Origin of the sequence: Noviherbaspirillum sp. Root189, assembly GCF_001428545.1 — a bacterium.
Classification (GTDB): domain Bacteria; phylum Pseudomonadota; class Gammaproteobacteria; order Burkholderiales; family Burkholderiaceae_D; genus Noviherbaspirillum.
In genome coordinates, this window is the sequence record NZ_LMHZ01000034.1 from 145,949 (window position 1) to 172,098 (window position 26,150).

23 protein-coding genes are annotated in these 26,150 nt (G+C 58.6%); 5 read left to right on the forward strand and 18 right to left on the reverse strand.

Translation table 11 applies throughout. The features are described from left to right. The first annotated feature begins 1 nt into the window (after nt 1). The gene (locus ASE07_RS19330; RefSeq protein WP_057292447.1) at nt 2-472 is read left to right on the forward strand and encodes a metallophosphoesterase family protein; all 471 of its coding nucleotides are present in this window, start codon (nt 2-4) and stop codon (nt 470-472) included. A gap of 61 nt (nt 473-533) precedes the next feature. On the opposite strand, the gene ASE07_RS19335 is transcribed toward ASE07_RS19330, so the two are convergent. The 8 genes from ASE07_RS19335 to mnmC form a co-directional block, all read right to left on the reverse strand. Continuing rightward, the gene (locus tag ASE07_RS19335) at nt 534-2,177 is read right to left on the reverse strand and encodes an NAD(P)/FAD-dependent oxidoreductase (RefSeq protein WP_057292448.1); all 1,644 of its coding nucleotides are present in this window, start codon (nt 2,175-2,177) and stop codon (nt 534-536) included. Between the two features lie 204 nt (nt 2,178-2,381). After that, a complete protein-coding gene (locus tag ASE07_RS19340; RefSeq protein WP_057292449.1) occupies nt 2,382-2,831 on the reverse strand; it encodes a ferritin-like domain-containing protein in 450 nt (149 codons plus the stop codon). A gap of 211 nt (nt 2,832-3,042) precedes the next feature. After that, nucleotides 3,043-3,744, reverse strand: coding sequence for a DUF4142 domain-containing protein (locus ASE07_RS19345; protein ID WP_235548533.1), 702 nt, complete (start codon nt 3,742-3,744; stop codon nt 3,043-3,045). Nucleotides 3,745-4,229: 485 nt separating this feature from the next. Beyond that, nucleotides 4,230-5,810, reverse strand: coding sequence for a SpoVR family protein (locus tag ASE07_RS19350; protein ID WP_082584299.1), 1,581 nt, complete (start codon nt 5,808-5,810; stop codon nt 4,230-4,232). Beyond that, a complete protein-coding gene (locus ASE07_RS19355) occupies nt 5,807-7,072 on the reverse strand; it encodes a YeaH/YhbH family protein (protein ID WP_057292450.1) in 1,266 nt (421 codons plus the stop codon). The genes ASE07_RS19350 and ASE07_RS19355 overlap by 4 nt, the downstream gene beginning before the upstream one ends. A gap of 131 nt (nt 7,073-7,203) precedes the next feature. Continuing rightward, entirely contained in the window at nt 7,204-9,126 is a 1,923-nt protein-coding gene (locus tag ASE07_RS19360; protein WP_057292451.1) for a PrkA family serine protein kinase, read from the reverse strand. 528 nt (nt 9,127-9,654) lie between these two features. Next, the gene (locus tag ASE07_RS19365; protein WP_057292452.1) at nt 9,655-12,093 is read right to left on the reverse strand and encodes an AsmA family protein; all 2,439 of its coding nucleotides are present in this window, start codon (nt 12,091-12,093) and stop codon (nt 9,655-9,657) included. Between the two features lie 30 nt (nt 12,094-12,123). Next, entirely contained in the window at nt 12,124-14,067 is a 1,944-nt protein-coding gene (gene mnmC, locus ASE07_RS19370) for a bifunctional tRNA (5-methylaminomethyl-2-thiouridine)(34)-methyltransferase MnmD/FAD-dependent 5-carboxymethylaminomethyl-2-thiouridine(34) oxidoreductase MnmC (RefSeq protein ID WP_057292453.1), read from the reverse strand. 148 nt (nt 14,068-14,215) lie between these two features. Between mnmC and ASE07_RS19375 the strand changes: the two genes are divergently transcribed. Beyond that, nucleotides 14,216-14,752 carry an SET domain-containing protein gene (locus ASE07_RS19375; protein WP_082584300.1) on the forward strand — a complete coding sequence of 179 codons (537 nt, stop codon included), beginning with the start codon at nt 14,216-14,218 and terminating at the stop codon, nt 14,750-14,752. A gap of 105 nt (nt 14,753-14,857) precedes the next feature. Here the strand turns inward: ASE07_RS19375 and siaD are convergent, their stop codons facing one another. The 8 genes from siaD to gcvA form a co-directional block, all read right to left on the reverse strand. Further along, on the reverse strand, nt 14,858-15,643 hold the full coding sequence (siaD, locus tag ASE07_RS19380; RefSeq protein WP_442946103.1) for a biofilm regulation diguanylate cyclase SiaD: 786 nt from the start codon (nt 15,641-15,643) through the stop codon (nt 14,858-14,860). A gap of 2 nt (nt 15,644-15,645) precedes the next feature. Beyond that, nucleotides 15,646-16,035, reverse strand: a complete 390-nt coding sequence (gene siaC, locus ASE07_RS19385) for a biofilm regulation phosphoprotein SiaC (RefSeq protein ID WP_057292455.1) — start codon at nt 16,033-16,035, stop codon at nt 15,646-15,648. Between the two features lie 21 nt (nt 16,036-16,056). Continuing rightward, entirely contained in the window at nt 16,057-16,596 is a 540-nt protein-coding gene (gene siaB, locus ASE07_RS19390; RefSeq protein ID WP_057292456.1) for a biofilm regulation protein kinase SiaB, read from the reverse strand. A gap of 149 nt (nt 16,597-16,745) precedes the next feature. Further along, the gene (siaA, locus tag ASE07_RS19395; RefSeq protein ID WP_082584301.1) at nt 16,746-18,746 is read right to left on the reverse strand and encodes a biofilm regulation protein phosphatase SiaA; all 2,001 of its coding nucleotides are present in this window, start codon (nt 18,744-18,746) and stop codon (nt 16,746-16,748) included. 187 nt (nt 18,747-18,933) lie between these two features. Continuing rightward, nucleotides 18,934-19,263: an AzlD domain-containing protein gene (locus ASE07_RS19400; protein WP_057292457.1), complete on the reverse strand. Its 330-nt coding sequence runs from the start codon at nt 19,261-19,263 to the stop codon at nt 18,934-18,936. After that, the gene (locus tag ASE07_RS19405) at nt 19,260-19,994 is read right to left on the reverse strand and encodes an AzlC family ABC transporter permease (RefSeq protein ID WP_057292458.1); all 735 of its coding nucleotides are present in this window, start codon (nt 19,992-19,994) and stop codon (nt 19,260-19,262) included. Before ASE07_RS19405 ends, ASE07_RS19400 begins: the two co-directional genes overlap by 4 nt. A gap of 92 nt (nt 19,995-20,086) precedes the next feature. Next, on the reverse strand, nt 20,087-20,731 hold the full coding sequence (locus tag ASE07_RS19410) for a pyridoxamine 5'-phosphate oxidase family protein (RefSeq protein WP_057292459.1): 645 nt from the start codon (nt 20,729-20,731) through the stop codon (nt 20,087-20,089). Nucleotides 20,732-20,831: 100 nt separating this feature from the next. Beyond that, nucleotides 20,832-21,743 carry a transcriptional regulator GcvA gene (gcvA, locus tag ASE07_RS19415; protein ID WP_082584302.1) on the reverse strand — a complete coding sequence of 304 codons (912 nt, stop codon included), beginning with the start codon at nt 21,741-21,743 and terminating at the stop codon, nt 20,832-20,834. 195 nt (nt 21,744-21,938) lie between these two features. On the opposite strand from gcvA, the gene ASE07_RS19420 reads away from it, so the two are divergent. Beyond that, nucleotides 21,939-22,829, forward strand: coding sequence for a DMT family transporter (locus tag ASE07_RS19420; protein ID WP_057292461.1), 891 nt, complete (start codon nt 21,939-21,941; stop codon nt 22,827-22,829). 495 nt (nt 22,830-23,324) lie between these two features. Here ASE07_RS19420 and ASE07_RS19425 read toward each other — a convergent pair whose 3' ends face one another. Next, the gene (locus tag ASE07_RS19425; RefSeq protein WP_057292462.1) at nt 23,325-23,927 is read right to left on the reverse strand and encodes a hypothetical protein; all 603 of its coding nucleotides are present in this window, start codon (nt 23,925-23,927) and stop codon (nt 23,325-23,327) included. Nucleotides 23,928-24,042: 115 nt separating this feature from the next. Next, a complete protein-coding gene (locus tag ASE07_RS19430) occupies nt 24,043-24,933 on the reverse strand; it encodes a LysR family transcriptional regulator (protein WP_057292463.1) in 891 nt (296 codons plus the stop codon). Nucleotides 24,934-25,007: 74 nt separating this feature from the next. Between ASE07_RS19430 and ASE07_RS19435 the strand changes: the two genes are divergently transcribed. Further along, nucleotides 25,008-25,433 carry a DoxX family protein gene (locus tag ASE07_RS19435; protein WP_057292464.1) on the forward strand — a complete coding sequence of 142 codons (426 nt, stop codon included), beginning with the start codon at nt 25,008-25,010 and terminating at the stop codon, nt 25,431-25,433. 30 nt (nt 25,434-25,463) lie between these two features. Next, a complete protein-coding gene (gstA, locus tag ASE07_RS19440; RefSeq protein WP_057292465.1) occupies nt 25,464-26,081 on the forward strand; it encodes a glutathione transferase GstA in 618 nt (205 codons plus the stop codon). Nucleotides 26,082-26,150: the final 69 nt, after the last annotated feature.

Here is a 26,150-nt window from a genome sequence, read left to right on the forward strand (position 1 = left end):
TATGGAGACACAACGCATAGGTTTGATTTCAGATACCCATGGGCTGCTGCGACCGGAGGCGCGCTTTGCGCTGAACGGTGTGAGCCGCATCATCCATGCCGGAGACATCTGCAACGCAAAGGTGCTGGAGCAACTGGAAGAGATCGCACCGGTGATCGCGGTGCGCGGCAACAATGACCGGGGTGACTGGGCCATGGCGCTGCGCGAGAAGGAAGTAATCGAGGTGGACGGCGTGAAGATCTATGTCGTGCACGACCTGCATGACCTCGATATCGATCCGGCGGCGGCGGGCATCAAGGTCATCATCTCCGGCCATTCGCACAAGCCATCGGTAAAAAAGGAAAAAGGCGTGCTCTACGTCAATCCGGGCAGCGCCGGTCCACGTCGCTTTCGCTTGCCGATTTCACTGGCGTTTCTTGAAGTAACTAACGGAATACCGAAAGCCGAGCTGCAGACCTTAGAAGTGGACTAAGAGCCCCCATCAAAATGACGATCGAGACACGCCGATGATCGGGGTTCCTGACAATCAGGGCTCAATACATCAGTTCACCGGCATGCCCGCCGCCGCGCACATCGGTATTGCCCATGATGCTCAGCGCGACCGCTTCCGCCACCTTGATGCCGTCGACGCCTGCGGACAAAATGCCGCCGGCATAACCTGCGCCTTCGCCCGCAGGGAAAAGGCCGACCGTGTTCATGCTCTGGAAATTTTCCTGGCGCTTGATGCGTATCGGCGACGAGGTGCGCGTTTCTACACCCGTCAAGACCGCGTCGCGCATGGCGTATCCCCTGATCTGGCGGTCGAACGCCGGCAGTGCTTCGCGCATTGCTTCGATCGCATAGTCGGGCAGCGAAGGACCGAGATCGGTCAGCGTCACACCCGGCTTGTACGAAGGCTGCACCGTGCCGAATTCAGTGGATGGCTTGCCGGCGATAAAATCGCCGATCAGCTGGCCCGGCGCATTGTAATTGCGTCCGCCCAGCACGTAGGCGCGTGACTCCAGCTCACGCTGGAAATCGATGCCGGCCAGCGGGTGGCCCGGATAATCGTCCGGCGTGATGCCGACCACGATGCCGCTGTTGGCATTACGCTCGTTGCGTGAATACTGGCTCATGCCATTGGTGACGACGCGTTCCGGCTCCGAAGTGGCGGCAACGACGGTGCCGCCTGGGCACATGCAGAAGCTATAGACCGAACGGCCATTGCGCGCATGGTGTACCAGTTTGTAATCGGCAGCGCCCAGCAAGGGGTGGCCGGCAAATTTGCCGAAGCGCGCGCGGTCAATCAGCGATTGCGGATGCTCGGCACGGAAGCCGATCGAGAAGGGCTTGGCTTCGATATAGACGCCGCGCTCATACAGCATCTGGAAGGTGTCACGCGCGCTGTGGCCAACCGCCAGCACCACGTGTTCGGTTGCGATACGTTCGCCGCTTTCGAGTACCACGCCGCGCACCTGGCCCTTGTCGATCTCGATGTCGGTGACCTTGGCTTCGAAGCGAAATTCGCCGCCCAGCGATTCAATCGTCTCGCGCATGGCCTCGACCATTTTGACCAGGCGGAAGGTGCCGATATGCGGCTTGCTGACGAACAGAATTTCTTCAGGCGCATGCGCCGCCACGAATTCGGTCAGCACCTTGCGGCCATAATGCTTGGGGTCTTTAATCTGGCTGTGCAGCTTGCCATCGGAAAACGTCCCCGCGCCGCCCTCACCGAATTGCACATTCGACTCGGGATGCAACTCGCGCTTGCGCCACAAGCCCCAGGTGTCCTTGGTACGTTCGCGGACGACCTTGCCGCGTTCGAGAATGATCGGGCGAAAGCCCATTTGCGCGAGGATCAGCGCCGCGAAGATGCCACAGGGACCGAAGCCGATCACCACCGGTCGCAACAGCAGCGCAGCGGGTGCCCTGGCGACGTATTTGTAACCGGTGTCGGGGCTGACCGTGATATTGGGAGTGCCCTGCAATCGTGCCAGTACGACGGATTCGTCGCGCACATTGACGTCGATGGTGTAGACCAGGTTGATCGCGCTGCGTTTGCGGGCATCGTAGCCGCGCCGGAACACGGTATAGCCGAGCATTTGGTCTGCGGGAATCTGCAGCCGCGAAAGGATGGCCGCCTGAAGGTCGGCTTCGGGATGGTCGAGCGGAAGTTGTACGTTGGTCAGTCGCAGCATGCGGGCAATCCGGAAAAATTCTGTGGGGACGGACTGTCGCGGCGTGTTGGCAGAGTGACAGCGATCCGGGCCAACGCCGGAGGGCGAGCATTGGCAGGCCGGTATTTTACTCTACTGGGGTGATGGTGCGAAAAGGCCGGTCAGCGTTCGCTTGCATCGCGTAAGGCATATTGCCGCGACGAGCGTCCGCTGGCCGGTCGCCTCTTAGGTGCTGCGATACTGGTCGCGCAGGCTCTTTACCTGGTCATGGTTCTGCAGCACGCCCTGGTACTGGCGTTCAACCATGGTCCGTACTTCCACCGGCAAGTTCTTTTCAAGTGCGCGGCGATAGCTGGAGACGGCGACATCTTCGCCACGCTCGCACTCCTGCAGCACGGCCTTGTCGTCCTTACCCGTGATCATCGACTTGATGTCGACCCAGCGGCGATGCAGTGCACCGCCCAGGCCACCGCTGGTTTCCGGGTCGCCGCCATACGAGCGCACCGCATTCTGCAGTTCGGTGGCCGCAGCGGCGCAGGCTTGCGCACGATTGGCAAAGAAGGCCTTGAGCGTCGGATCCTTGGCATCGTCGGCGCAAGCACGAAAACCGTCTTCGCCATCCTTGCTGGTTTCGATCAGGTCGTTCAGCGTCGTGATTACATCATCGTTATCCATGTCGTTTCCTTTATAAAACTTACCGGCGATTTCTTTCGCCAGGCGGCAGCAATTTGATGAGGTGCGCGAAGTACGGTCAGGACGGAGCACCGCCGTATGTCGTAAGTATGTCCGGTGACATGGGGAGCATTCCGGTCACCACCGCAAGGCAATGCGCCGCGTGGGACGGCACATTGCTTACGTCGTACAACAGGTCACACTGACTGTGTATTTACTTGTCGCTGGAAGCACGGCCGCTGCCGGAAGCGCTCGAGCCCTTGGCAGAGGACGAACCGCTGCTGGAAGACTTCTTGCCGGTTTGATCCTGTGCCATCGTCAGGTGGTTGTCGACGATCGGGGCAGTTTTCGCTGCCATCGTTTTCAGATCCGGATCCTTGGCATTCTTTTGCGCCTTGGAAAGCAGCTGATGCGTGTTCTTGTGATCGCGCACGCCAACCTGGTTCATGTACATCTTGTCGAACTTGTCGCCCTCGAGAGCGCTCAGCGCCTTTGCCGCGGCCTTGTGTTTCATGTCAGTCTCGGTTGGGAGGGTCACGCCTTTTTGTTGCGCCAGCTGCTCCAGTTCTTTTTGCGATTGGGTATGATCATCAATCATCTTCTGCGCAAAGGTCTTGACCTGATCGTTCTGGGATTTCTCCAGCGCCAGCTTGCCTGTTTCAATTTCCGCCAGATTCGCTTCTGCCAGATCGCGCATCATTTTCTGGTCAGCCTTGGCGACTGAACTGTTACTGCCTTTGCTTGCACCCGACGAACCGGTACCGGACGATCCGGACATGGCGCCGGACTGGGTGTTGCCCCCTGCCGTGCCGCTGCCGGTCGTACCGGTGCTTTGTGCATACACAGAGGCACTACCGAACATCATTGCCAGTGCGGCAACTCCGAGCATGCGATTGAGGTTTTTGCGTTGTTGCATCTGGAATCTCCTTCAGGAACATGATGGCAATAGCCATCGGAATACATCATTTGATGTATTCCGATGTTAGGCAATGTATGTGCCAATAGCCTGCATGTCCCTTCCTGGCTGGGCTGCCATAGAAGGAGGTGATCGTGCATGCAATGCACGTCTGGAAGACTCTACAGAGGGGCGGAAAAAATTACAGATTTACAAGCACGGGATCCGAACAGTATTCGTGGTCACGTTGTTTGTTTGCTTGAACAACACGTGGCCGGTCTAGCGAACTCGAATGCGTTTATGGCGCAACAAACCGAATGACAAAAAAATGCCAAGGCTTTCGCCCTGGCATCAAGTCTTGCCGGTTTCCCGGCAAGCGCCCATGAAAAGAGACATGGCGATAATGACCGCATTGCATGCGAAGCAAAACAATGCGGCAGGGTCGCAATGGGCGCCACAGCGTCTTTGACGCTCCCCGTTCCTGTGGCGTCCGGCGCACCCCTCCCCTAGCTACCGCGCTGCCTCTTTTCGCATTTGCATTCCGTCGTTTCTACTACCTTGCCATCCGGATCGACAGTTTCCAGGATGACGTCAAATCCCCATAGACGCGCGACGTGCTTGAGCACCTCACCGGTCTGGTTCGAAAGTGGCCTGCGCAGATACTGGTTATGACGCAGCGTCAGTGCGCGATGACCATGCGTGTCGACTGACCACACCTGTATGTTGGGTTCACGGTTGCCCAGGTTGTACTGCCCGGCAAGCTGTTCGCGCAGGTAGCGATAACCGGCATCGTCATGGATTGCCGAAATCGCCAATTTGTCTTTCTTGTCGTCGTCCAGCACCGCGAAGAAATGGAAATCGCGGATGACTTTCGGCGACAGGTATTGCGCGATGAAGCTTTCATCCTTGAAGTTGCGCATCGCGAAGTCGAGCGTTTTCTTCCAGTCGCTGCCGGCAATATCGGGAAACCACTGGCGATCTTCGTCAGTCGGGTTTTCGCAGATGCGGCGAATGTCCTGCATCATCGCAAAGCCCAGCGCATACGGATTGATGCCGTTGAAATACTTGCTGGTCACCGGCGGTTGATACACAACGTTGGTATGGCTCTGCAAAAACTCCATCATGAAGCCGTTACCGACCACGCCCTCGTCGTACAACTGGTTGAGGATGGTGTAGTGCCAGAACGTGGCCCAGCCTTCATTCATTACCTGCGTCTGGCGTTGCGGGTAGAAGTACTGAGAAATCTTGCGCACGATACGAACGACCTCGCGCTGCCATGGTTCCAGCAGCGGTGCCGACTTTTCGATGAAGTACAACAGATTTTCCTGCGGCTCCGCAGGGAAACGTGACGGACCGGTTTCCTGTACCACCTCGGCCTTGCGTGGAATCGTGCGCCACAAGTCATTGACCTGGGATTGCAGGTAACGCTCGCGGTCTTCCTGACGCTCGCGCTCCTCCGCCATTGACAGCTTGGCGGGACGCTTGTAACGGTCCACGCCATAGTTCTGGAGCGCATGGCAGGAGTCGATCAGCAACTCCACCGCGTCGATGCCATAGCGCCGCTCGCAGTCGGCGATATAGTTCTTGGCGAACACCATGTAGTCAATGATCGCTTCGGCGTCGGTCCAGGTGCGGAACAGGTAATTGTTCTTGAAGAAGGAGTTGTGGCCGTACGAAGCATGCGCGATCACCAGCGCCTGCATGGTCAGGCTGTTCTCTTCCATCAAGTAGGCGATGCATGGGTTCGAATTGATCACGATCTCATACGCCAGGCCCATCTGACCGCGCTTGTAACTCTTTTCCGTGGACAGGAACTGCTTGCCATAGGACCAGTGTGCATAGGACACCGGCATGCCGACCGACGCATACGCATCCATCATTTGCTCGGCGGTGATGACTTCGAGTTGGTTCGGATAGGTATCGAGTCCGAAGCCTTCCGCGACGCGGCGGATTTCTTCGTGAACGGATTCGATCAGCTCGAAGGTCCACTCCGACTGCTCGGGCAGGCGGAACGGCTTGCCGGCCTTTTTGCGTCCGGGTTTGGCAGCCGTTTTCCTTGCGGGTTTCTTGATCGCGGTTGTCGTCATTTCGGTTGTTTCTTGAACAGTTCACGGAACACCGGATAGATATCGGCCGGTGACTCGATTTTCTGCATCGCGAAGTGCGGACAATGGTCGGGGACCTGTGTGTATTCGTGCCACAGGTTCTGCGGTTCGCCATCGGTGATCTCGACATACGCGTAGTACTGGACCATCGGCATGATCTTGTTGATCAGCAGTTCGCGGCAGGTCACGGAATCGTTATCCCAGTTGTCGCCGTCCGACGCCTGCGCCACATACACATTCCAGTCGCTGCTGGCATAGCGTTCCTGGATGACCTTGTCGAGCAGGACCAGTGCGGAAGACACCACGGTGCCGCCCGATTCGCGCGAGTTGAAGAACTCGTCCTCGGTCACTTCGGTCGCCTGCGTATGGTGGCGGATGAAGACCACTTCGATCTTTTCATACGCGCGCTCAAGGAACAGGTAGAGCAGGATGAAGAAGCGCTTTGCCGCATCCTTCTTGGCCTGGTCCATCGAACCCGACACGTCCATCACGCAAAACATCACGGCCTGGCTGGACGGCTTCGGTACCTTGATACGGTTGCTGTAACGCAGGTCAATCGGATCGAGGAAAGGAATCGCATGCAAGCGGGTGCGCAGTTGATGAATTTCCTTGCGCAACGCCAGGATGCGATGATCGTCCTCGAACGTCGTCTGCATCAACTGGGCGAGTTCCTCCTCTGCTTCCCTGAGGCGCTTGCGCGACTTTCCGCCGACTGCGATACGGCGGCCGAGCGCACCGCGCAGCGAACGCAATACGTGGATGTTCGACGGCGTGCCGGACACGGTGTAACCGGCACGTTGCTGCTTGAACTCGGTAATCGACTTCAGTTGGGTCTTGACCAGGTTAGGCAGTTCGAGGTCTTCGAAGAAGTAGTTCATGAACTCTTCGCGGGTCAGCTCGAACGCGAAATCGTCTTCGGTGATTTCCTCGCTGTTGCCTCCCTTGCCCTTGCCGGAACCAGCACCGCCTTTCGGCCGCTGGATCTGGTCGCCTTTTTGATATTCCTTGTTGCCGGGACGAACGACTTCCCATACGCCGCCATGCGCATGGCCGAACGTCGGTTCATTGATGTCCTTGACGGGAATGGATACTTTTTCGCCCTTCTCGATATCCTTGATCGAGCGGCCTTTGATTGCGCGCGCAACGGCGTCCTTGATCTGGCCCTTGTAACGCCGTAAGAAGCGTTCGCGATTGCCAGCGGACTTGTTTTTACCCTGCAAGCGCCGGTCGATGAGGTGAGCCAAATTGCCTCCTGAAACAGTATGGGCGTTTGTTATTGCTCTTTTCCTTGATAGAAGAAAGAGCTTCCCGCTTCATCCTGCAGGCCCCTTCCCCCTGCAAGGGGGAAGGAGCCCGCGCGGAGCGGGACGTTACATCACGACGACTTGCGTACGCGCAGGTACCACTCGCAAAGCAAACGAACCTGCTTCGCGGTGTAACCCTTCGCGACCATGCGGCCGACGAACTCCTGATGCTTGTTCGCATCGTCGGCGCTGGCCTTGGCGTTGAAGGAGATCACCGGCAGCAGTTCCTCGGTGTTCGAGAACATCTTCTTCTCGATCACGGTACGCAGCTTTTCATAGCTGGTCCATGCCGGGTTCTTGCCGCTGTTCTGCGCACGGGCACGCAACACGAAGTTGACGATTTCGTTACGGAAGTCCTTCGGATTGGAAATCCCCGCCGGCTTCTCGATCTTCTCCAGTTCGCTGTTGAGCGAATCACGGTCGAAGCTCTCGCCGGTGTCCGGATCACGGAATTCCTGGTCCTGGATCCAGAAGTCGGCGAACGTCACATAACGGTCGAAGATGTTCTGGCCATACTCGGAATAGCTTTCCAGGTAAGCGGTCTGAATTTCCTTGCCGATGAACTCGACGTAACGTTGCGCCAGGTATTCCTTGATGTAGGACATGTAGCGCTGTTCGAGTTCGGGCGCGAACTGCTCGCGCTCGATCTGCTGTTCCAGCACGTACAGCAGGTGCACCGGATTGGCAGCGACTTCGGTGTTGTCGAAGTTGAAGACCTTGGACAGGATCTTGTACGCGAAACGTGTGGAGAGACCGTTCATGCCTTCGTCGACGCCGGCGTAATCCGTATACTCCTGGCGCGACTTCGCCTTTGGATCGGTGTCCTTCAAGTTCTCGCCGTCATACACCTGCATCTTGCTGAAGATGCTGGAATTTTCCGGGTCCTTGACACGTGACAGCACCGCGAACTGCGCCATCATCTTCAGGGTGCCGGGCGCGCAGGGCGCTTTCGACAGCGAGGAATTCTGGATCAGCTTGTCGTAAATCTTGACCTCTTCCGACACGCGCAGGCAGTACGGCACCTTGACGATGTAGATACGATCGAGGAACGCTTCGTTGTTCTTGTTGTTGCGGAATGCCTTCCACTCGGATTCGTTCGAGTGCGCCAGCACCACGCCGTCGAACGGGATCGCGCCGAAGCCTTCGGTACCCTTGTAGTTGCCTTCCTGCGTTGCGGTCAGCAACGGGTGCAATACCTTGATCGGGGCCTTGAACATTTCGACGAATTCCATCAAACCCTGGTTCGACAGGCACAGGCCGCCGGAGTAGCTGTACGCATCCGGATCATCCTGCGAGTAGTCTTCAAGCTTGCGGATATCGACCTTGCCGACCAGCGAAGAGATGTCCTGGTTGTTTTCATCGCCCGGTTCGGTCTTGGAAATCGCGACCTGTTTCAGGATCGACGGATAACGCTTGACCACGCGGAACTGATTGATGTCGCCGTTGAACTCGTGCAGGCGCTTGACGGCCCACGGGCTGGGGATGGTCTTCAGGTAGCGGCGCGGGATACCGTAGTCCTCTTCGAGGATTTCGCCGTCTTCGAGTTCGTTGAACAGGCCGAGCGGCGATTCATTCACGGGCGAACCCTTGATCGCGTAAAACGGAACTTGTTCCATCAGCGCCTTGAGCTTTTCAGCGATCGACGATTTGCCGCCGCCGACGGGGCCGAGCAGGTAAAGTACCTGCTTGCGCTCTTCGAGACCTTGAGCAGCATGACGGAAGTAGGACACTACCTGCTCGATCACCTCTTCCGTACCGTAGAACTCACGGAAGGCCGGATAGATCTTGATAACCTTGTTGGCGAAGATACGCGAGAGACGCGAATCATGGCGCGTGTCGATCATCTCAGGTTCGCCGATTGCCTCGAGCATGCGCTCGGCAGCAGTGGCATAAGCGAGTCGATCGCGCTTGCACAGTTCCAGATATTCCTGCAGGGAGTATTCCTCTTCCCGAGTCCGCTCATACCGTGCTGCGTAGTTGTCAAAGATTTTCATGGGGGCGTCCTTTGATGTAATTGCCGGTCGTTTGTGGGTCGGATTCAAGACTGAATTTCCACTCCGCAATTTCATACTACGCCCGATTTTCTCTGGTCGCTAGGAAATTTTCGCGTTTTTTTTGTAAGCGGAAAATGTTGAAAATTAGGCTTTCCAAATGCTCTTTTCAAAGCGCTATTTATGACGTATTTTTTTAGTTTTACGATTCGATTGCGTAAAACTTTTTAGCGTCATCGCTGTCATCGCAAGCTTGTTTATAGACGGGATAACAAGAACGCTGCTGTGAAAATGCGACAAGGGCAGGCATACAACATCCATCCTTATGCATACGGCTCTGAGGCGATTGAGTGAGCCCAAATTCAATCTGCTGAATTGAACATGAACAGCATCGCAATTCAGCAGATCGCCATGCGGTGCGTGCATCCCGCAACGATGAATTCAAAGTCACCACATGAGTGAAAAGTTATTTTCTGCATTTGATGCAGACATGCAGGCTCAAGCGTATAGTCATGTTACTGACAGCACAAATTACTTGCCGAGTAAGCCCTTCAATCGATCCTTCAGCTGATCGCGTGCCTTTGCTTTTTCTTCGCCGAGCGACTGCTGTGCCCTGGCCTTGATGTCGTCCTTGCTCCCGCCGATTTTTTCTTCGAGTTTTTGCTTCGCCAGCTCGCTTGCCATGCCGGCAAAATCGACACGCCATCCAATGGCACTGAAAGGTCCGGAGAGTCGCACCGGTACAGTGAGTCCCTTGAGTGCCTGTAACTCGGGACCGCCCTGCCCCTGCAGGGTCGATACCACGGTGGTGCGGGCGACATAGTCGAGCCGGTCTTCACCTATATTGATGTCGCCTGAGCCACTGACACGGACCAGCGGCGACTTGATGGTCAGGTCTTCGTTATGGGCGATGCCGTTGGCAATGCGAAAGCTTCCCGACAACTCGCTGAAGTCGGTCTTCTCGTCAGTCGATGCGGTACCACCCTGCGCACTTTCACCGCCGCGCAGTTCGCCAATCTTGGCTTTTGCACTGCGTATTGTTTGTGCAATGTTCACCCCCCGTATCGCGCCATCGCGCAGCTCCAGTCTTGCCGTGCCGGCCAGCTGCTTCTTGAGTTGACTGACAAGCTTGCCTCTGCTGGTGACATCGAGGTGCACGTTACCGCGTCCTTCGATTGGATTCTTATCGATCGCATCCTTGAGCAGCGGACCGACTTGAACCCCTGACAAGGTTTGTTGCAGTGCGAATCGATTGGGGCTCGCCGATACAACGCTCAGCGAGCCGGCGACGCTGCCGCCGTATAGATTGGCATTGATCGGATTGATGTCGAGCTTGCCGGCACCGGCCCGCAAGTCGACGCGCACATTGGTGCTACGGATGTTAGCCACCTTCAGGGCACCGATGCGCAGATTGCCACTGGCCCGCAGCTTCGTTAACGCGGACAGATCGAGTGGTTGTTCGGCTGGGGCTGGTGGAGCTGAGGTTGGAACTGGAGACGCGGCCCCTGTCGGCTTGGCGGTCGCCGGTTTGCTGCGATAGCGATCGACGTCGATCTGGTCGATGCCGACCTGGAAAGTATAGGCGGCCGGAGAAAACTCGCTCATGCCCAAACGCAGGTCGAAGCGGCTCTGGTCGAGGTTGCCGGCCAGGGTGGCGGTCGCACTTTTCTTGCCGAGGTCGAGTGTCGCATCGCCATTGGCCTTCAGTTGCAATGCCCCACCGCCCGGATTGGGCAGATTGAGGTCCGCGACCAGTTTGGAAATACTGACTATCTGCGTCTTGAAATTCGCCGACAGCGGTGCCGAGATGTTACCGCTGATCGCGGTCGACTCCTGCTTGCCTGACAGGTTGACGGTGAGACCAGGGGACGCAAACAGCAGCTTGTCGATATCTCCCGTCAGCGGTCCCGTCAGGCGGGCCCGCGCATCGAGCTTGTCATCCTTGACGGTGCTGTCGATAACGAACGCCGGTATACGAAAAGCCTGCGGCGTGCCTTCGAATGATGGCAATTCGATCTGTGCCGTTGTGGTGCGGGTGCCGGCGTTCAGCCTGGCATTGCCGGTCAGTTTGGCAGCCTTGATCTGCGCGTCGGTAATGGCCAGCTGCGGAATGTCGACCTGCGCATCGATCGCTTCGCCGGCGCGCTTGCCGGTAGCACTCAAGCGGAGTCGGTCCAGCGCAAAGCGCCCCGTTGCCAGCCACAATTCCGCATTACCGGACAGCGCGAGCGACAGATCGCTGAAATCCGCCAACCTGCCCTTGAAAGTCGTATCCATGCTGGTGACGGTGTAATGCTGCTGTGACCAGCGCGGTGTGTAGCCGGCCCGGATGCTCAGCTTGCCATTGATGTCGGGATTCTTTGCACTGATATCGGCGGAGAACTGCAGTTTGCCCGATGCGCCCTCGGCAATCTTGCCGGTGGTCAGATCGGCATTGCCAAGTTCCATGGTCCGCGCTTTCTGACGATCGTCGATGGCAATCCGTGCATTGCTCAGACGGATGCCGTCGATGTCGAGCCGCACAGCGCTCCGTTCTTCCGGCTGCGCCGGTGTCGTGCTCGTTTCTTCAGCCTTGGGCAGCAAATCGTCAATACTGGTGCTGCCATCCTTGAAACGGGTCACTTTTGCCTGCAAGCCGTCGACGCGGATCTGGTCGACAACGAATTGCCGCGACAGCAAAGGCAACAAGGCGAGGGAAAGCGTAGCGCGGTCGACCGCGGCAAATTCAGTCGTACCCTGCCGCTCGGACAGGGTGACGCGCCCCAGGTCGGCGCCCAGTTTGGGAAAGAAGCTGAGTCGGATGGTGCCGGGAATCGCCAGCTTGCGCTGGGTTTTTTCCTGCACCATGCGGACCAGGTCCGGCTTGTAATCGTTCGGGTCGAAAAACGCGGCGATCACCACGATGCCGGCGACCAGCAGAAGCAGCAATGTCGCAACGGCAATAAGAACAATTTTGACGGGCTTACGCATGGCATGGCATTCCTGCAAGAATGACCGGCGTCAGCTGCCACCCCGCCGGTAGGCCTTCAATGCAAAACGGGCAGGATCCAACGCATCGGCCAATTGTTGTTCAATCGGCAGCGGTTCGCCTTCCAGCGCGGCGGCAAGCAGTTCCGCGCCGAACGGTGCCCAGATCAACCCGCGTGACGCATAGCCGAGCAAGCCATATGCGCCCGGCAACCGTGGCACATCGCGCAAGCGGCTGCCGGTAATCGGTGCCGACGAATCCGGCAAAGCGCCAATCAAGGGCAGGCGGTCCGGCGATACGCTGCGAAAGCCAACCCGGCCTTCAACCGGCGCACTCTCCATCGCCCCCGCCAACGCACCGCTCATCACCTGCGGCAGGACCTGGGCCAGCCGCAGCAGGTTTTCGTCATGACTGCTGCGACGCAAGGTTCTGTCATCATCAAAGTCATACGACGCACCGACGGGACACAATCCCTCTACTGGCGGCGTCACATAACCTTCGCCACATACCACCAGCGGCGGCACCGGCAAGGCCGAAGCCGGCAAATGCGTCACCTGGCCACGGATCGCCTGCAACGGCAGTTCTTGTGTTTGAGGCAACAGCGCGGCGTTGGTTCCTGCCGCCAGGATCAGCACCGGTGCGCGGGCAATCTCGTTGCCGTCCGCATCGCGTGCCACCCACTCGCCATCGATTCGTTCCAGCGCCGCAACCTGTTGCCCGAAGTACCGCTGCAGTTGTGTGCCACAGGCATCCAGCAAGGCTTCGCACAAACTCGCCGGCCTTACCCAGCCGCCTTGCGGGAACAACCAGCCGCCATGCGATGACGGATTGCCGGTTTTCCTTTCCACCCAGTCCGGCCCCACCCAGCGCACATAGTCTTCCGGAAAACCGCTGTCTGCCAGCGTATCGCGTTGCAACTGCGCATGCCCGGCATCATCAGCCAGTTGCAGCACGCCGCAAGTATCTGCGGCGAACGCCTTGCCGGCGCCACCGAGCCGCTGCCAGAGTTGCAGCGTAAACAAGTAAGCGGACCGTGCCAGCCGGGATGCCAGGTTGTCGTCTCGTGACAGCAAGGGCATGACGATGCCTGCAAGATTGCCGGATGCTTCCTGCGCGGGTTTTGCATGCCGTTCGATCAGCGCAATCTGCCAGCCGCGCACCGCAAGCCGTTCACACGCGGCGCTGCCGGCGATCCCGGCACCGATCACGATGGCACGTCGTTCGCCTGCATCAACATTGAACCTGGCCTTCACGTGGGGCGGCTGTGTCCAGCGCGGTGCAAAGCGCGCAGCCAGCATCTCCGGTTTGCGACCAAAGCCGGGCACTCTTTCGCAGACAAAACCGGCCTGGGTCAACGCCGCGCGTACCGAACTGGCGATGCTGTACGTCGTCAGCGTCGCGTCGGGCGCGGCCAGGCGGTTCAGGCGGGTGAGAATCGGCGGTGTCCACATTTCAGGATTCCGGCTCGGTGCAAAACCGTCGAGGTAAAACGCATCGGCGGCGGCATGGATCTCCGGCAGGCATTCGGCGATATCGCCCAACACCAGGGTTAGCACGACACGTCCTTCATCGAGCAGCAGGCGATGAAAGCCCGCTACCAGAGGCGGCCACCGGTTGTGCAGCGCTTGCGCATACTCCGCCAGTTCCGGCCACTGGCGATGCAGGCTTTCCAGGTCGGCGCGGCTGAACGGGTGCTTCTCGATGGCGATGTAGTGCAGCTGTTGCGCGCGCTCGGGATCGGCACGCCACGCCTGCCAGGTGGCGAGAAAATTGAGGCCGAGGCCAAAGCCGGTTTCGAGGATCACGAAACGCCGGCAGCCACGCCAGCGTTCCGGCAAGCGATTGCCGCCAATGAAGACATGGCGTGCCTGCGCCAGTCCACCGTCCGCGGAATGGTAGACGTCGCCGTAGATTTCCGAATAGGGAATGCCGTCCAGATAGGCAAGGACGGCGGGAACGAGTCGGTGACCGGACATGGTAAACAGGGAGGTAAAGGACTTCCATTTTAGCCGCGCATGCGACGCCGCTCAAAAAACCGTGTTTGCCGCATGCACAACGGTCGATCATTGATTACACTTCGTGCTCGCGCTCCCGAATTCCATGTCCGACACACCCTGAACCCACATGAAACGCTCAAGCACTTCCGCTTCCACTTCTGATTCCACTGCGGCTCCCGCAACGACCGCCACACCAGCCGCTAAACCTTTTTATGTCGTGCGTCACTCGAAGATCCACGGAAACGGCGTCTTCGCCACCCGCAAGATCCCGCAGGGGACCTGCATTATCGAATACCAGGGCGAACGCATTACCTGGAAGGAGGCGGTGCGGCGTGAAAACCTGAAGGCACCTGACGACTTCCATACCTTCTTCTTCAGCCTGGACAGCGGAAAGATCATCGACGGCGGCGATAACGGCAATGACGCCCGCTGGATCAACCATTCCTGTGAACCGAATTGCGAAGCGCAGGAAGAAGACGGCAAGGTATTCATCTACGCCCTGCGCGATATCACACGGGGTGAAGAGCTGTACTACGATTATGGGCTGATCATGGAAGAACGTCACACGCCGGCACTCAAGCGTGCCTATCGTTGCCTGTGCGGCACGCCGAGCTGCCGTGGCACCTTGCTGGCGCCGAAACGGAAGAAGAAGCAGGCGGCGTAAATGCGATGATTCCCCGGTGTCGGAACAGAGAGGGCGGTGCGCCAGACGCGCCACGCTCCCTCCGTTTTATCGCCGTTTTCTCGCTGCCTGATTGACGGCGATCTTTCAGGGAGCGACTTCGTAGCGATTGCGGCCGCCGCGCTTGGCGTCGAACAAGGCGGCATCGGCGCGCTTGATGGTATCGGACACGCTTTCGCCGTTGCGGCGCTCGGCAATGCCGAAGCTTGCAGATAATTCCAGGGAAATATCACCGGCCACCAGGTTCAGTCCGGCAATCGCGTTGCGTACACGCTCGACCACCGCCGCCGCTTCCGTTGCACCAATCTCGGGCATGATCACCATGAATTCTTCCCCACCCCAGCGCCCGCAGATATCGTAATCACGGATGCCTGACTCGATCGCCCTGGCAATCTCGATCAGCGCCTTGTCGCCGGCTTCGTGGCCGTGGGCATCATTGACCGCCTTGAAGCGGTCGACATCGAGCAAGGCCAGCGTCATCGGCCGCTCCATGCGCTCGGCGCGCCCCACCTCGATTTTGACTCTTTCCATCAGCATGCGCCGGTTACCGATGCCGGTGAGCGCGTCGCGGGTAGAGGCTTCCTTGAGCGCTTCGTTGAGGTCGCGCATCATGGACTGGTAGCGGTCGGAAATGCGCGCAATCTTTTCCAGCTGGCGCAACTGCTTGTGATACCGGTCGGTCACCGACAGCTTTTCGGCGATGCTTACGCTCTGATAGCGATCCGAGATGCGGGTGATGCGATCGATCTGGCGCAACAGACCACGAAACTCTGCATACAGTTCATCCAGCGCGAAGCGCAGTGGATTGTCTTGGTATTCAGGATCCGCAAGCAGCGTCTCGACGCGCAGCTCGATATGATCTTCGTCGCGCACGTTCATCCCACCTGGCTAGTGATATGGAAAGGGAAACTGCAGTCTTCCTTGAATTCTTCGGCCAGCTCCGCCACCCTTTCATTCTGTTCGTCATAAAACCAGTTGACGGCGACGTCGCGTCCGGACTGGTGCGCATCTTCCAGCAGGTCGAAAATGTCCATCATGGCCTTGACGCTACTGGTGTTAAGGTACAGCAGCGTCAGGTTCAGCGTCAGTTTGTGCTGGTTGTGCTCAGGTTCGGCGAAGTATTGCTCGATCCAGGTCATGACCGGTGAAAACAGCTCAAACGAATTTTCCGGGTAAGAGTCGCCTCGCATCTCGACCGTGCCGAGCGTGGCATCGGCAATGATGGCGGGCGTCGACGGGGTGCCGGCAATGTTCAGGTTATCCATTTATCGATCCTTCCAGTTCGGTTACATCACGACGCGGATACTGAAAAACGCGCGTCCGTCGTCCAGCGTTTTCAGCGAGCAAGCCAGCGGTTCACTGGCTTTACGTGCCAGGTCGATCAGGCCCAGGCCGGCGCCGCTGCAACTGCCTTCTTCGCGCGGTTTGCGCAATTGTTCTTTGTATTGTGCCTTCAATGCCGCCTTGTCGAGTGCTGCCAGTGCCGCCACGCGTTCAGTCAGGTCGGCGCCATCGTCGCAATCGACGACATTTCCCGCGGACACGACGTAACGGCCTTCCGGGTCGCGTGCGATGACCACGGTGGCCGCCGCGTCGGAATCCGCCCAGCCCTTGCGAAATGCATAGTGGCGAATGTTCTGCGTCATCTCGATATAGGCACCGAACACATCCATCGACGACGACGCGGTGGCATGCTCGCGCTCCATGTAATTGCGCAGCGCATGGCCGATTTCTTCAATCAGGCTTTTGGTGAGCGGACCGTTAAAGCACAGCATGATGCGCTGCTGGTTATACGTCTGCTGTAGTGCGAAAAGATCAATCAGCATGGTTTCCCCAATAAGAACCGGATGCCGGGATTGCTTCCGGATGATGACGTCGCTGCGTGTGCGATTTCGTATGCATTTGATGTTGATAATACTTTTGGTTTTCAGCGTGTTTCAGAATGCGCTGGACAGCCTGTGGTATCCGTTTTCTGTCATGGCGATGAACCGAATCGGAAGCAGAGCATCGTAATGTCGTCGCGCTGTGCGTGGCTTCCCTGATATGCCGCCAGGGTAGATGCAAATGCCTCTCCCTGTTGCGACAAAGGAAGGTTGGCATGCCGGCGCAGCATGTCGATGAAGCGCGCATTGCCAAAACCGAAGCCCTTATCACCGCCGGCCTGGTCAAGGAAACCATCCGTGGTCAGGTAAAAAGTACGTGATGGCAGCAGTTCGAGCGTCTCGTTCGTGTAGTCGCCGGGGTGACGATCTCCCAGCGAACGGCGGCCACCCTTGCGTGTCTCGACCGCCTGGCCATCGCTCCAGTAAAGTGCGATCTTCGCGCCGGCAAAGGTCAGCCGCTGCGCGCCGTATTCAATATAGACCAGGCCGGCATCCATCATGGTCGCGATATCCCGTTGCCTGTTTTCGGTATGCAGCATGGTGCGCATGACATGGTCGGTGCACGCGAGGATCCCGGCAGGATTGGCAGCGCCCGCTTCGTCAATTGCCTGGTCGATCGCGGCCCGTGCCAGCATGGTCATGAACGCCCCAGGCACGCCGTGGCCCGCGCAATCGACGACACCAAGCAGGCAGCCGCCCTCGACCGCGCGATAAACATAAAAGTCGCCGCCGACCACATCGCGCGGCCGCCACAGGACAAAGTGGTTGTCGCCGAGGGCGCCGGCGAGTTGGCGATCCGGCAGGATCGCGCGCTGGATCAGGCTGGCATACGAAATCGAATCGCTGATTTTCTTGTGTGCGACGCTCATTTCACGGTTCGCATCGACCAGTTCGCGGGTGCGTTCGCGCACGGTGTCTTCCAGTTCGCCGGTATGGCGGCGCACCTTGCCGGCCATCGCGGCGAAAGCGGCGGTCAGTTCGCCGATCTCATCATTGCTCGCCGGGGGGAGCGCGAGGGAATAATTACCCGCGGCCATTTCCCGTGCGGACTGCGTCAGTTTGACCAGCGGCTTGAGCACCAGGCGGTTCAGGGCAAACACAAAACCCATCATCGCCACGGCAAGCAGGATGACTACCGCGGCGGCCATCAATTTGAGTACATTGGTATCGAGCACATCGGCGGCGGCGAGGTCGACCGCGGTCAGCACATGCCAACTGAGTTCCGGGATATAGGCGACTGCGATCAGTTGTTTTTTGCCGTGCAGGCTGGCTTCAAAGATTTCGGCACTGCCCGGCTGCCTGACCGCGGCATCCAGTGCGGCGCGTGCCGTTTCCGCATCACCTGCTTCAGGCAGCAATCCGAACAGTGATTTGTCGGCGGCGGCACTGGTGGTGCCGGAATTGAAGGCAATGTGGCGGCTGTCCGGATGGGCCTGGATCGCGCCGTTGACGTCGACGATCAGCGGCGTGACGCCGCGCTCGGTCGTGCCGATGAAGTCACGGACGAAGGTCGACAGGTCAAGACCGGTACCGCACAGACCGATCTTGCGCTCTCCGTCAAGCACCAGCGCGTTGAACCAGATTTTGGTAAGCCCGAGCTTGGGATCAGGATCGACATTGATATTGAATGGCGCCCCGAATTTCATCGTGTTGAAGAACCAGGCATCGCTGGGATCGCTGGACTGGGCGGTATACCGCGGCATGGTGGCATTAGGCGATGCCCGGTCACTGAAATAGTAATGACTGGACAGGTTTGAAGCGATGAAATACGACTTGTCGGCAAAATCTGCGCGGAAGCTTTCCGCTTCTCGCAGAGCCCGGCTCTTTTTTTCAGGATTGTTTTCGTCCAGCAGCCACAGCCGAATTGCTTCCGAGCGCGCCAGGCGCAGCGACAGGGCAAGCTCGCGCGTGACTGGTGCCAGAATGCGCTCGCGATTGAGCAAGGTGAAATTACGGGTGAATGCCGTGCCGAGATGGGAGCGGACCGATTCATACACCTGCCAACCGGCGATGCCGGCCAACAGCAGGACGAGAACGCAAGTGGCGAACAGCGCCAGCACGGATTTGCCGCGAAGCCCCAGCGCAGATCCCATGCTTTCTCCCGTCAAAATAATGAATACGGGAAATTCTGACAGTCATTTTGCCGTCCTGCAATGTCAATCCGGCAAATCGGAGCGACACGTTACCTGAATTGAGCCAAAATTGTCATTATGCTATTGGTGCGGCGCAGAATGTGTATAAGACACATCAGCACAGAGCTGCCTTTTCCCAAGCGGCATCTCAAAGATTGCCGAGCACGCCGAGTTGCCAGCCAAAGAAAATTGCCAGCGCAATCACAATAGTCAGCAACTGCCGGCGCGTTCCCGCGCAGATGAGGACGGCGGCAATTGCGGCCACCAGTTGCGGATTGCGCCAGGTGAATTCCAGGTCCTCGCCATGCGGAGCCAGTACCATGGGGACGATGATGGCGGTCAGAACCGTCACCGGCACAAAGCCAAGCGCCTGCTGTAGCCATGCCGGAAAGACGACCCGTCCGCCAAGTGCGAAGATGGTGGCCTTGATGGCCACGGTGATTGCCGCCATGCCGAGGATCATCCAGGTGGCATTCATGCAGCCTCCTTGCCGTCGCAGGCGTTTACCGAGCGCGCCTGCCAGCGCAGCAGCGCCATGCCGACCGCAACGCCAATCAGCACCGCCGACATCAATCCCAGCTTATAGGGCAAATGCCGCAGAATGAAAGCGAAGCCGCCTGCCGCCACTGCCGCCGAAAAGTGCGGGAGACGGGTCAGTTGCGGCACGACGATGGCAATGAACGTTGCCACCATGGCGAAGTCCAGGCCGAGCGTCTGGAGTTGAGGAAATACCGCGCCAAACAGTAAGCCGACTGCGGTCCACACTTGCCAGTTGACATACATCGACAGGCAGGAACCGAGAAAATACCAATGCCCGAGCGGGGCGTTCGGATGCTGTCGGTAATATCCGTTCATCACGGCAAATGTCTCATCCGTCAGAAAAAAACCAAGCGCCCAGCGCCAGCGTGCCGGCAAGTGCGCAACATACGGAAGCAGCGTGGCCGCATACAGCATATGGCGCAGGTTGACGATAAAGGTGGTCAGCCAGATGACCAGCATGCCGGTATGGCTGGCCGCCAAGCCGGCCGCGATGAACTGGCTGGAACCGGCATAGACGCTGAGGGACATCAGCTGGCCTTGCCAGGCAGCCAGCGGTCCGGCCGTGACGAGCGTGCCGAAGATGATGCCGAACGGCGCGGCACCGACGAGCATCGGAAGCGTGTCACGGGCGCCGGCGGCGAAACTGGTCAGACGGGTGGGATGCGACATCAGAAATCCTTTCAGCCCGGCATGATAGTACGGCCCTGGCTGTGATGCTTGTACATTCTTGCGACTAGCGACTAGTGACTAGTGACTAGTCACTAGTACAAGCTGGTACCTATACGGCCAGGCAACTCGCGGTCGTATGCCTGGCCGTCGATGCGCGCGGCGGTAACCGCTTCGAGGATCCTGCCTGGACTGGGCACGGCATCCGGTTTGACGTGGCGATCCGGATTCCACAGGTCGGCACGCACAATCGCGCGTGAGCACTGGAAAAACACGGTATCGACATCAATCACCAGTGCCAGCTTCGGTACTTTGCCATCAACCGCATGCCGCGCCAGCAGGACCGGATCGGCATTGATGCGCGCCCGTCCATTGACACGCAAGGTATGCCCGATGCCGGGGATCAGGAACAATAAGGCGACGTGCGGATTGGTGATCAGGTTGCGCAGACTGTCGATACGATTGTTGCCACGGCGTTCGGGCAGCACCAGGGTCCTTTCATCGAGCACCTCGATAAAACCCGGCGCATCGCCGCGCGGCGAACAATCCACGCCGTCGGGTCCGGACGTTGCGAGCGCAACAAAGGGCGACGCCTCGATCAGCGCACGGTAATTGGCGTCGATGTAATCAATTTCCTTGGCACGCGAAGCCTCGCCCACGCTATCGAACAGCGGCTGCAGGGCCTGGATGTCGACGATGTCAAAGCGGCTGTCCGGTTGCCGCAAGGATGGTGTGGTCATGGGTGCTCCTTTTGCATGGGTCAATTGTTGCACTGCGTACCTGCGCAGCATGCTTGTAGAACCTAACGATGGAACTTGCGAACTTGCTTGGGCGACGCGCCTACGCGGCGAGTCCCAGTGTACGTACCTCGTGCCGCATGAAAGCCGCGGCTTCGGCATGCAGCCATTGCGCAAATGCGGCGAGATGCGGCGGCATGCCGCGGCCTTCGGCGTTCACCAGGTAATACGCAAACGGCGCAGGCGCAATCAATTCGAACACCGGCACCAGTCTGCCGGCGGCGATATCGGCCGATACCAGCGCACTGCGGCCGATGGCAATACCCTGCCCTGCGATCGCCGCTCCCAGCATCAGGTTACTGTCGCTGTAGGTCGCGCCATGCACAAACTCTGCGAAATCGATGCCGGCGTGCTTGCACCATGCCTGCCATTCCATGTGACAGTCGTCGGTCAATATGCGATAGCGTTTGAGGCTGTTGATGCTCCGCGGCAGACGGCCTTGGTTAAAATCGGGGCTGCACACGGGGAACAGCCATTCTTCCATCAGTTTTTCCGCCTTGCATCCCTTCCATGTTCCGCGACCATAGCGTATCGCAATGTCGGCCTCCGCCCGCACCAGATCCTTGAGGTCGGCAGATGCCTGGATATGCACGGCGACGTCGGGTTGCAGTTTCTGGAATCTGCCCAGGCGCGGCAGCAGCCAGCGGTTGGCGATAGACTGCAGTGTGGTGATGGTGATCGACGGCGAACGGTTAAGCACGCCGATCTCATTGACCGCATCGCCAAGCTGCTGCAGTGCCGGCTGGATTCGCTTGAGCAATAGCGCACCTTCCCGGGTCAGCAGCATCTGCCGTCCCTGCCGGCAAAATAAAGGAACGCCAAGCGCATTTTCGAGCGCACGCATCTGCTGGCTCACCGCGCTATGGGTGACATGGAGTTCGCCGGCGGCTTGTGAATAGTTGAGGTGGCGGGCGGCAGCTTCAAACACATGCAAGGCTTGGAGGGGTGGGCGCATTGCTTGTTGTTAGTTTTTCTAACAGTTGATGTCAATAAATGTCGTTAGCGATCCGGCACTGCGGGCTCTACAATTGTCGTACTTTACTGCATTTCCGATCAATGTTGTAAGGCCAGCGAAAGCAGGTAAGGCAGGCCGTTCACAACCGGTCCCCATTCGATTTATCCAACCCATTATTCCGGAAAGCCCATCCCGATGTCCACTGCAAACATGTTGAGGCTGCTCCTCTTAGGCGCGATCTGGGGAACCAGCTTCATGCTGATGCGCATCGCGTCGCCGGTGCTCGGTCCCTTGCTGACCACGTTCATCCGTGCCCTGCTCGGCGGCGTGGCGTTATATGCGTTTGCACGGTCGCGCGGCATCGATTTCGGCTGGCGAAAAAATGCGCGCACCTACCTGATCATCGGCTTGTTCAATACCGCCATTCCGTTTGCGTTGTTTGCCTGGTCGGCGTTACACATCCCGTCCGCATATATGGCGACCATGAATTCGCTGGCGCCTATCTTTACCGGCGTCTTCGGCTTCCTGCTGCTGTCCGAAAAGATGACGCCGTCACGGATGGCGGCCTGCTTCCTCGGCCTGTTCGGTGTTGCCGTGCTGGTGCGCGTCGGCCCGACCGAAGTGACGCTCAGCACGGTACTCGGTGTACTCGCCGGCATGGGCGCCGCCGTCTGCTATGGCTATGCCGCTACCTATACCCGCATGAAGGCGTCCGGCCTGCCATCGCTGGCGACCGCAACCGGTAGCCAGGCGACCTCATCGCTGGTCCTGCTGCCATTTGCTTTGCCGGGCATGCCGCACGCAGCCGTCAGCATGACCTGGACCGTGGCGATATCCGTCATCTTTCTGGGAGTGATCTGTACGGGGCTAGCCTATGCCCTGTTCTTTCACCTGATCGCTACCGAGGGTGCGAGCAAGGCGATCACCGTGACCTTCCTGGTGCCGGCGACCGCGTCGATCTGGGCATGGCTGTTCCTGGGCGAACCGGTGACCATGGGCACGGTCGCGGGCATTGCTATCGTGTTGTGCGCAACGGCATTGGCATTAGGCGTGTTCAGCAAATGGCGCAGCCTGCTGCGCGCATGAGCAATCAGGCACCACCACCTGCGATAGCCGCCCTGCTTATGTTGTCATTCTGGCGGAATTAAAACAGCGCAGAAAAGATCCGGAAAGGCTGAAAAAGCTAAAGGCAGTCAATATGGCAAAGCGAATGGCTTCGCCGCGAAAAAGGGAGTGGAGACTGTTGGTCTCCACCCCAAAACCCCAGGAGACACTGAGGAGAGACTGCATTGGCTGTACGTACCCAGGGAGGAAAACGTACAACGTATGCTGATTGCCCTTGTGTGACGGGATCCGCCGTCACGCACTGCAATGTAGCAGTCCTCAGGCCGGATAAAATCTTGAAAGTTGGCCGGTCTTTCTAAGAAGATTCAGTGTCGCTTTTGCATGCCGGAAAGCGCCTTACACACGATGGAGCCCGTCCTGCAAGGGGCGCAGGCCGGTCGGCGACACATCACTCGGCTAAAACGGCGCACTGAAAATTGGGACCCGGACGCAAAAATATGACCGCAGACGCGGTCGTCAGCGATTGCCTTCAGCGGCCGGCGGTGTGCCCGGCCCCTGTCCGACACCCGGCATCGGCAGGGGATCCTGCAGCGCCTTTTTCCGGGCTTCCGCTTCTGCTTCCATGGTGAAGACCGAGGAGCACGCGGCCTTGAGTTCCTGTTCGAACATCGGTGCAAACAGGGTTTTCTTTTTGGACTTGCTCAGACGTGCGGACGGAGGCAGCAGGTAGTCGCCGCTCGGCGCTTCCTGCCTGAGCCATTGCAAGCTGGCGCCGGTCTTTTTGATTTCGGCGCGAACACGTATCGGCGCGCGACCACTGATCGCAATCACGTTCGCCACATCCTCCGTGATTTCACCGTTGATCGATGGCGCGGCGCCTTCATCGGTACGCTCCGCCCCGGCGGTCGAAAAGGAATGCGCACCGCACAAGCGCTTGCCCTGCTGATGCAGTTCCAGCACAAAACTGGAACACTGCCCGAAGTCCCGCTGTACGCCCGGAGGACAGATGGCTCCTACCCAGGCGCCGCTGAAATCGGCGCTGTCGGCAGCCGCAATCGGACTCTGCACAGCAAGCGCCAACATTGTTAACAGCGTCAACGGCGTCAACGAACGGGTCATGGCGAAACTCTCAGGAAAATGGGCGTGATCACAGGTTTACCAGAATCAGCGCATGCCTTGCTTGAAGTTGCGCAACGCCGGCCGGAATGCCGTTCTGCGCACATCAAACCATCCGTTACAAAGACAGATTGGCCTTCAGATACTCGAATAGCAACTTGACCCGGTGCAGATGACGCACATCCGGATGGGCCAGCATCCAGAGATCGGTTTCGAGTTCAGCGAGCGGACCATCGACCATGCCGACCTGCGGGTTGTCTTTCAGCAGGAATAACGGCGCGACACCCGCGCCCATTCCCCAGACTACGCTACCGGCCACTGACAGCACGCTATTGCATCGGAAGCGCGGTACGACGCGCGGCAATCGCTGCCGCCGCCATTTCTGCGATGGGTGTTCCGCCAGCGACTCGTCCAGCGCTATCCATTCCATCTGTTCCAGCGTCGGCGCCTGTTCGAAGCGCTGCAGGTAAGTTTTGGCGGCAAACACCGCCGACTGCAGCGTGCCCAGCTTGCTCCCGACCAGATAGTCGGGCGGCTTGCGGGTGGCACGAATAGCGACATCGGCATCGCGCTGGCTGAGGTTGGCGATGGCATTGCTGGTAATGAGTTCCAGATCGATTTTCGGATAGGCGCTGGTGAACCCGGGCAGCACCGGCAACAGCAATCCGTTGAGGATGGTGTCGGTGGTCGTGATGCGCAACACCCCGGAAGGCTCGCTGCCGCTCTTGAAGGCCGCCACACGCGCTTCCTGCAATTGCGATTCGATGCGTTCGGCATAGCCGGCAAGTTCACGCCCGAGTTCGGTCGGCAGATAGCCTTGCCGACCGCGTTCGAACAGCAACTCGCCAAGATCCTTTTCCAGCCGCTTGATGGAGCGGAAGACGGTCGATGTGTCGACCTTCATGCGTTCCGCCGCGCCGCCAAGCGTGCGGCCACGTATCAGCGCGAGCAGCAATTCCAGATCTGTTAGTGACAGATTCGATTGCATTTTTGCATAGGGAGATTTCATGGATGCCTATTTTCATTGGATTGGCGCAAACGTACATTAGCACCACACCAACCCGATTTGAAAGGAGTTTCACCATGATCGATCAAACGCTGTCGCCCTACGCTGCAGCCCTGCTGCGCGTGTCGCTCGGCACGATGTGGATCACGCATGCATTGCTCAAGCTGCTGGTATTCACCCTCACCGGATTCGAAGCTTTCCTCGCCAGCCACGGTATGCCGACCTTTATCGCCGGCCCCGTGGTAGTGCTGGAAATTGTCGGCGGCGCGCTGATCCTGCTCGGCTATCACGGTCGTGTCGTGTCCTTGCTGTTGCTGCCGGTTCTTGCCGGTGCCACGGCGGTACATATCGGCAACGGCTGGGTATTCAGCAATGCCAATGGCGGCTGGGAATATCCGTTGTTCCTGATCGCCATGTCGGTGGTGCACGCGCTGCTGGGTGACGGCGCATTTGCATTGAAGTCCGCCAACCCTGCCCTGCCCGTTCGTTTGAAAACCGCCTGATTGATTTAACCCACCCTGAAAGGAAGCACCATGAAACTCTATTACAACCCGGGCGTCTGCTCGCTGGCACCACATATCGCACTGCGTGAAGCGGGTTTGGCGTTCACTCTGGAAAAGGTCGACCCGGCCACCGGGCGTACCGAGCACGGCGCGGATTTCCTGAGCATCAATCCCAATGCCTACGTACCTGCGCTGGAAATCTCGCCCGGCCTCATCCTGACGGAAGGACCGGCCATCATGCAATACATCGCCGACCAGGCACCGGCCGCCAAACTGGCGCCCGCCTACGGCACGATGGAGCGCTACCAGCTGCAGTCCTGGCTGAACTTCATTACCTCCGAAATCCACAAGGCGTTTTCACCCTTGTTCAAACCCGGCATGCCGGCGGAAGCGAAGACCGCGTTCAAGGAGCAACTGGCGACACGCTTTGACCATGTCGAGCGGCGCCTGTCGAAACACGACTATCTGCTCGATAGCGGCTTTTCCGTAGCGGATGCCTATCTGTTCGTTACCACCGGATGGTCCGGCTTCGTCGGCATAGACCTGCAACGCTGGCCGGCAATCGTGGCCTTCCGCAACCGTATCGAGGCCAGGCCGTCGGTACAGGCGGCGATGATGGCTGAAGGCTTGTTGAAGGCGGCTGCATAACAGTCGTCGTATCGGCGGTCGGTGCTGTGGCCCGGTATGGCGCCACAACGGCATCGACCTGTCTCATCG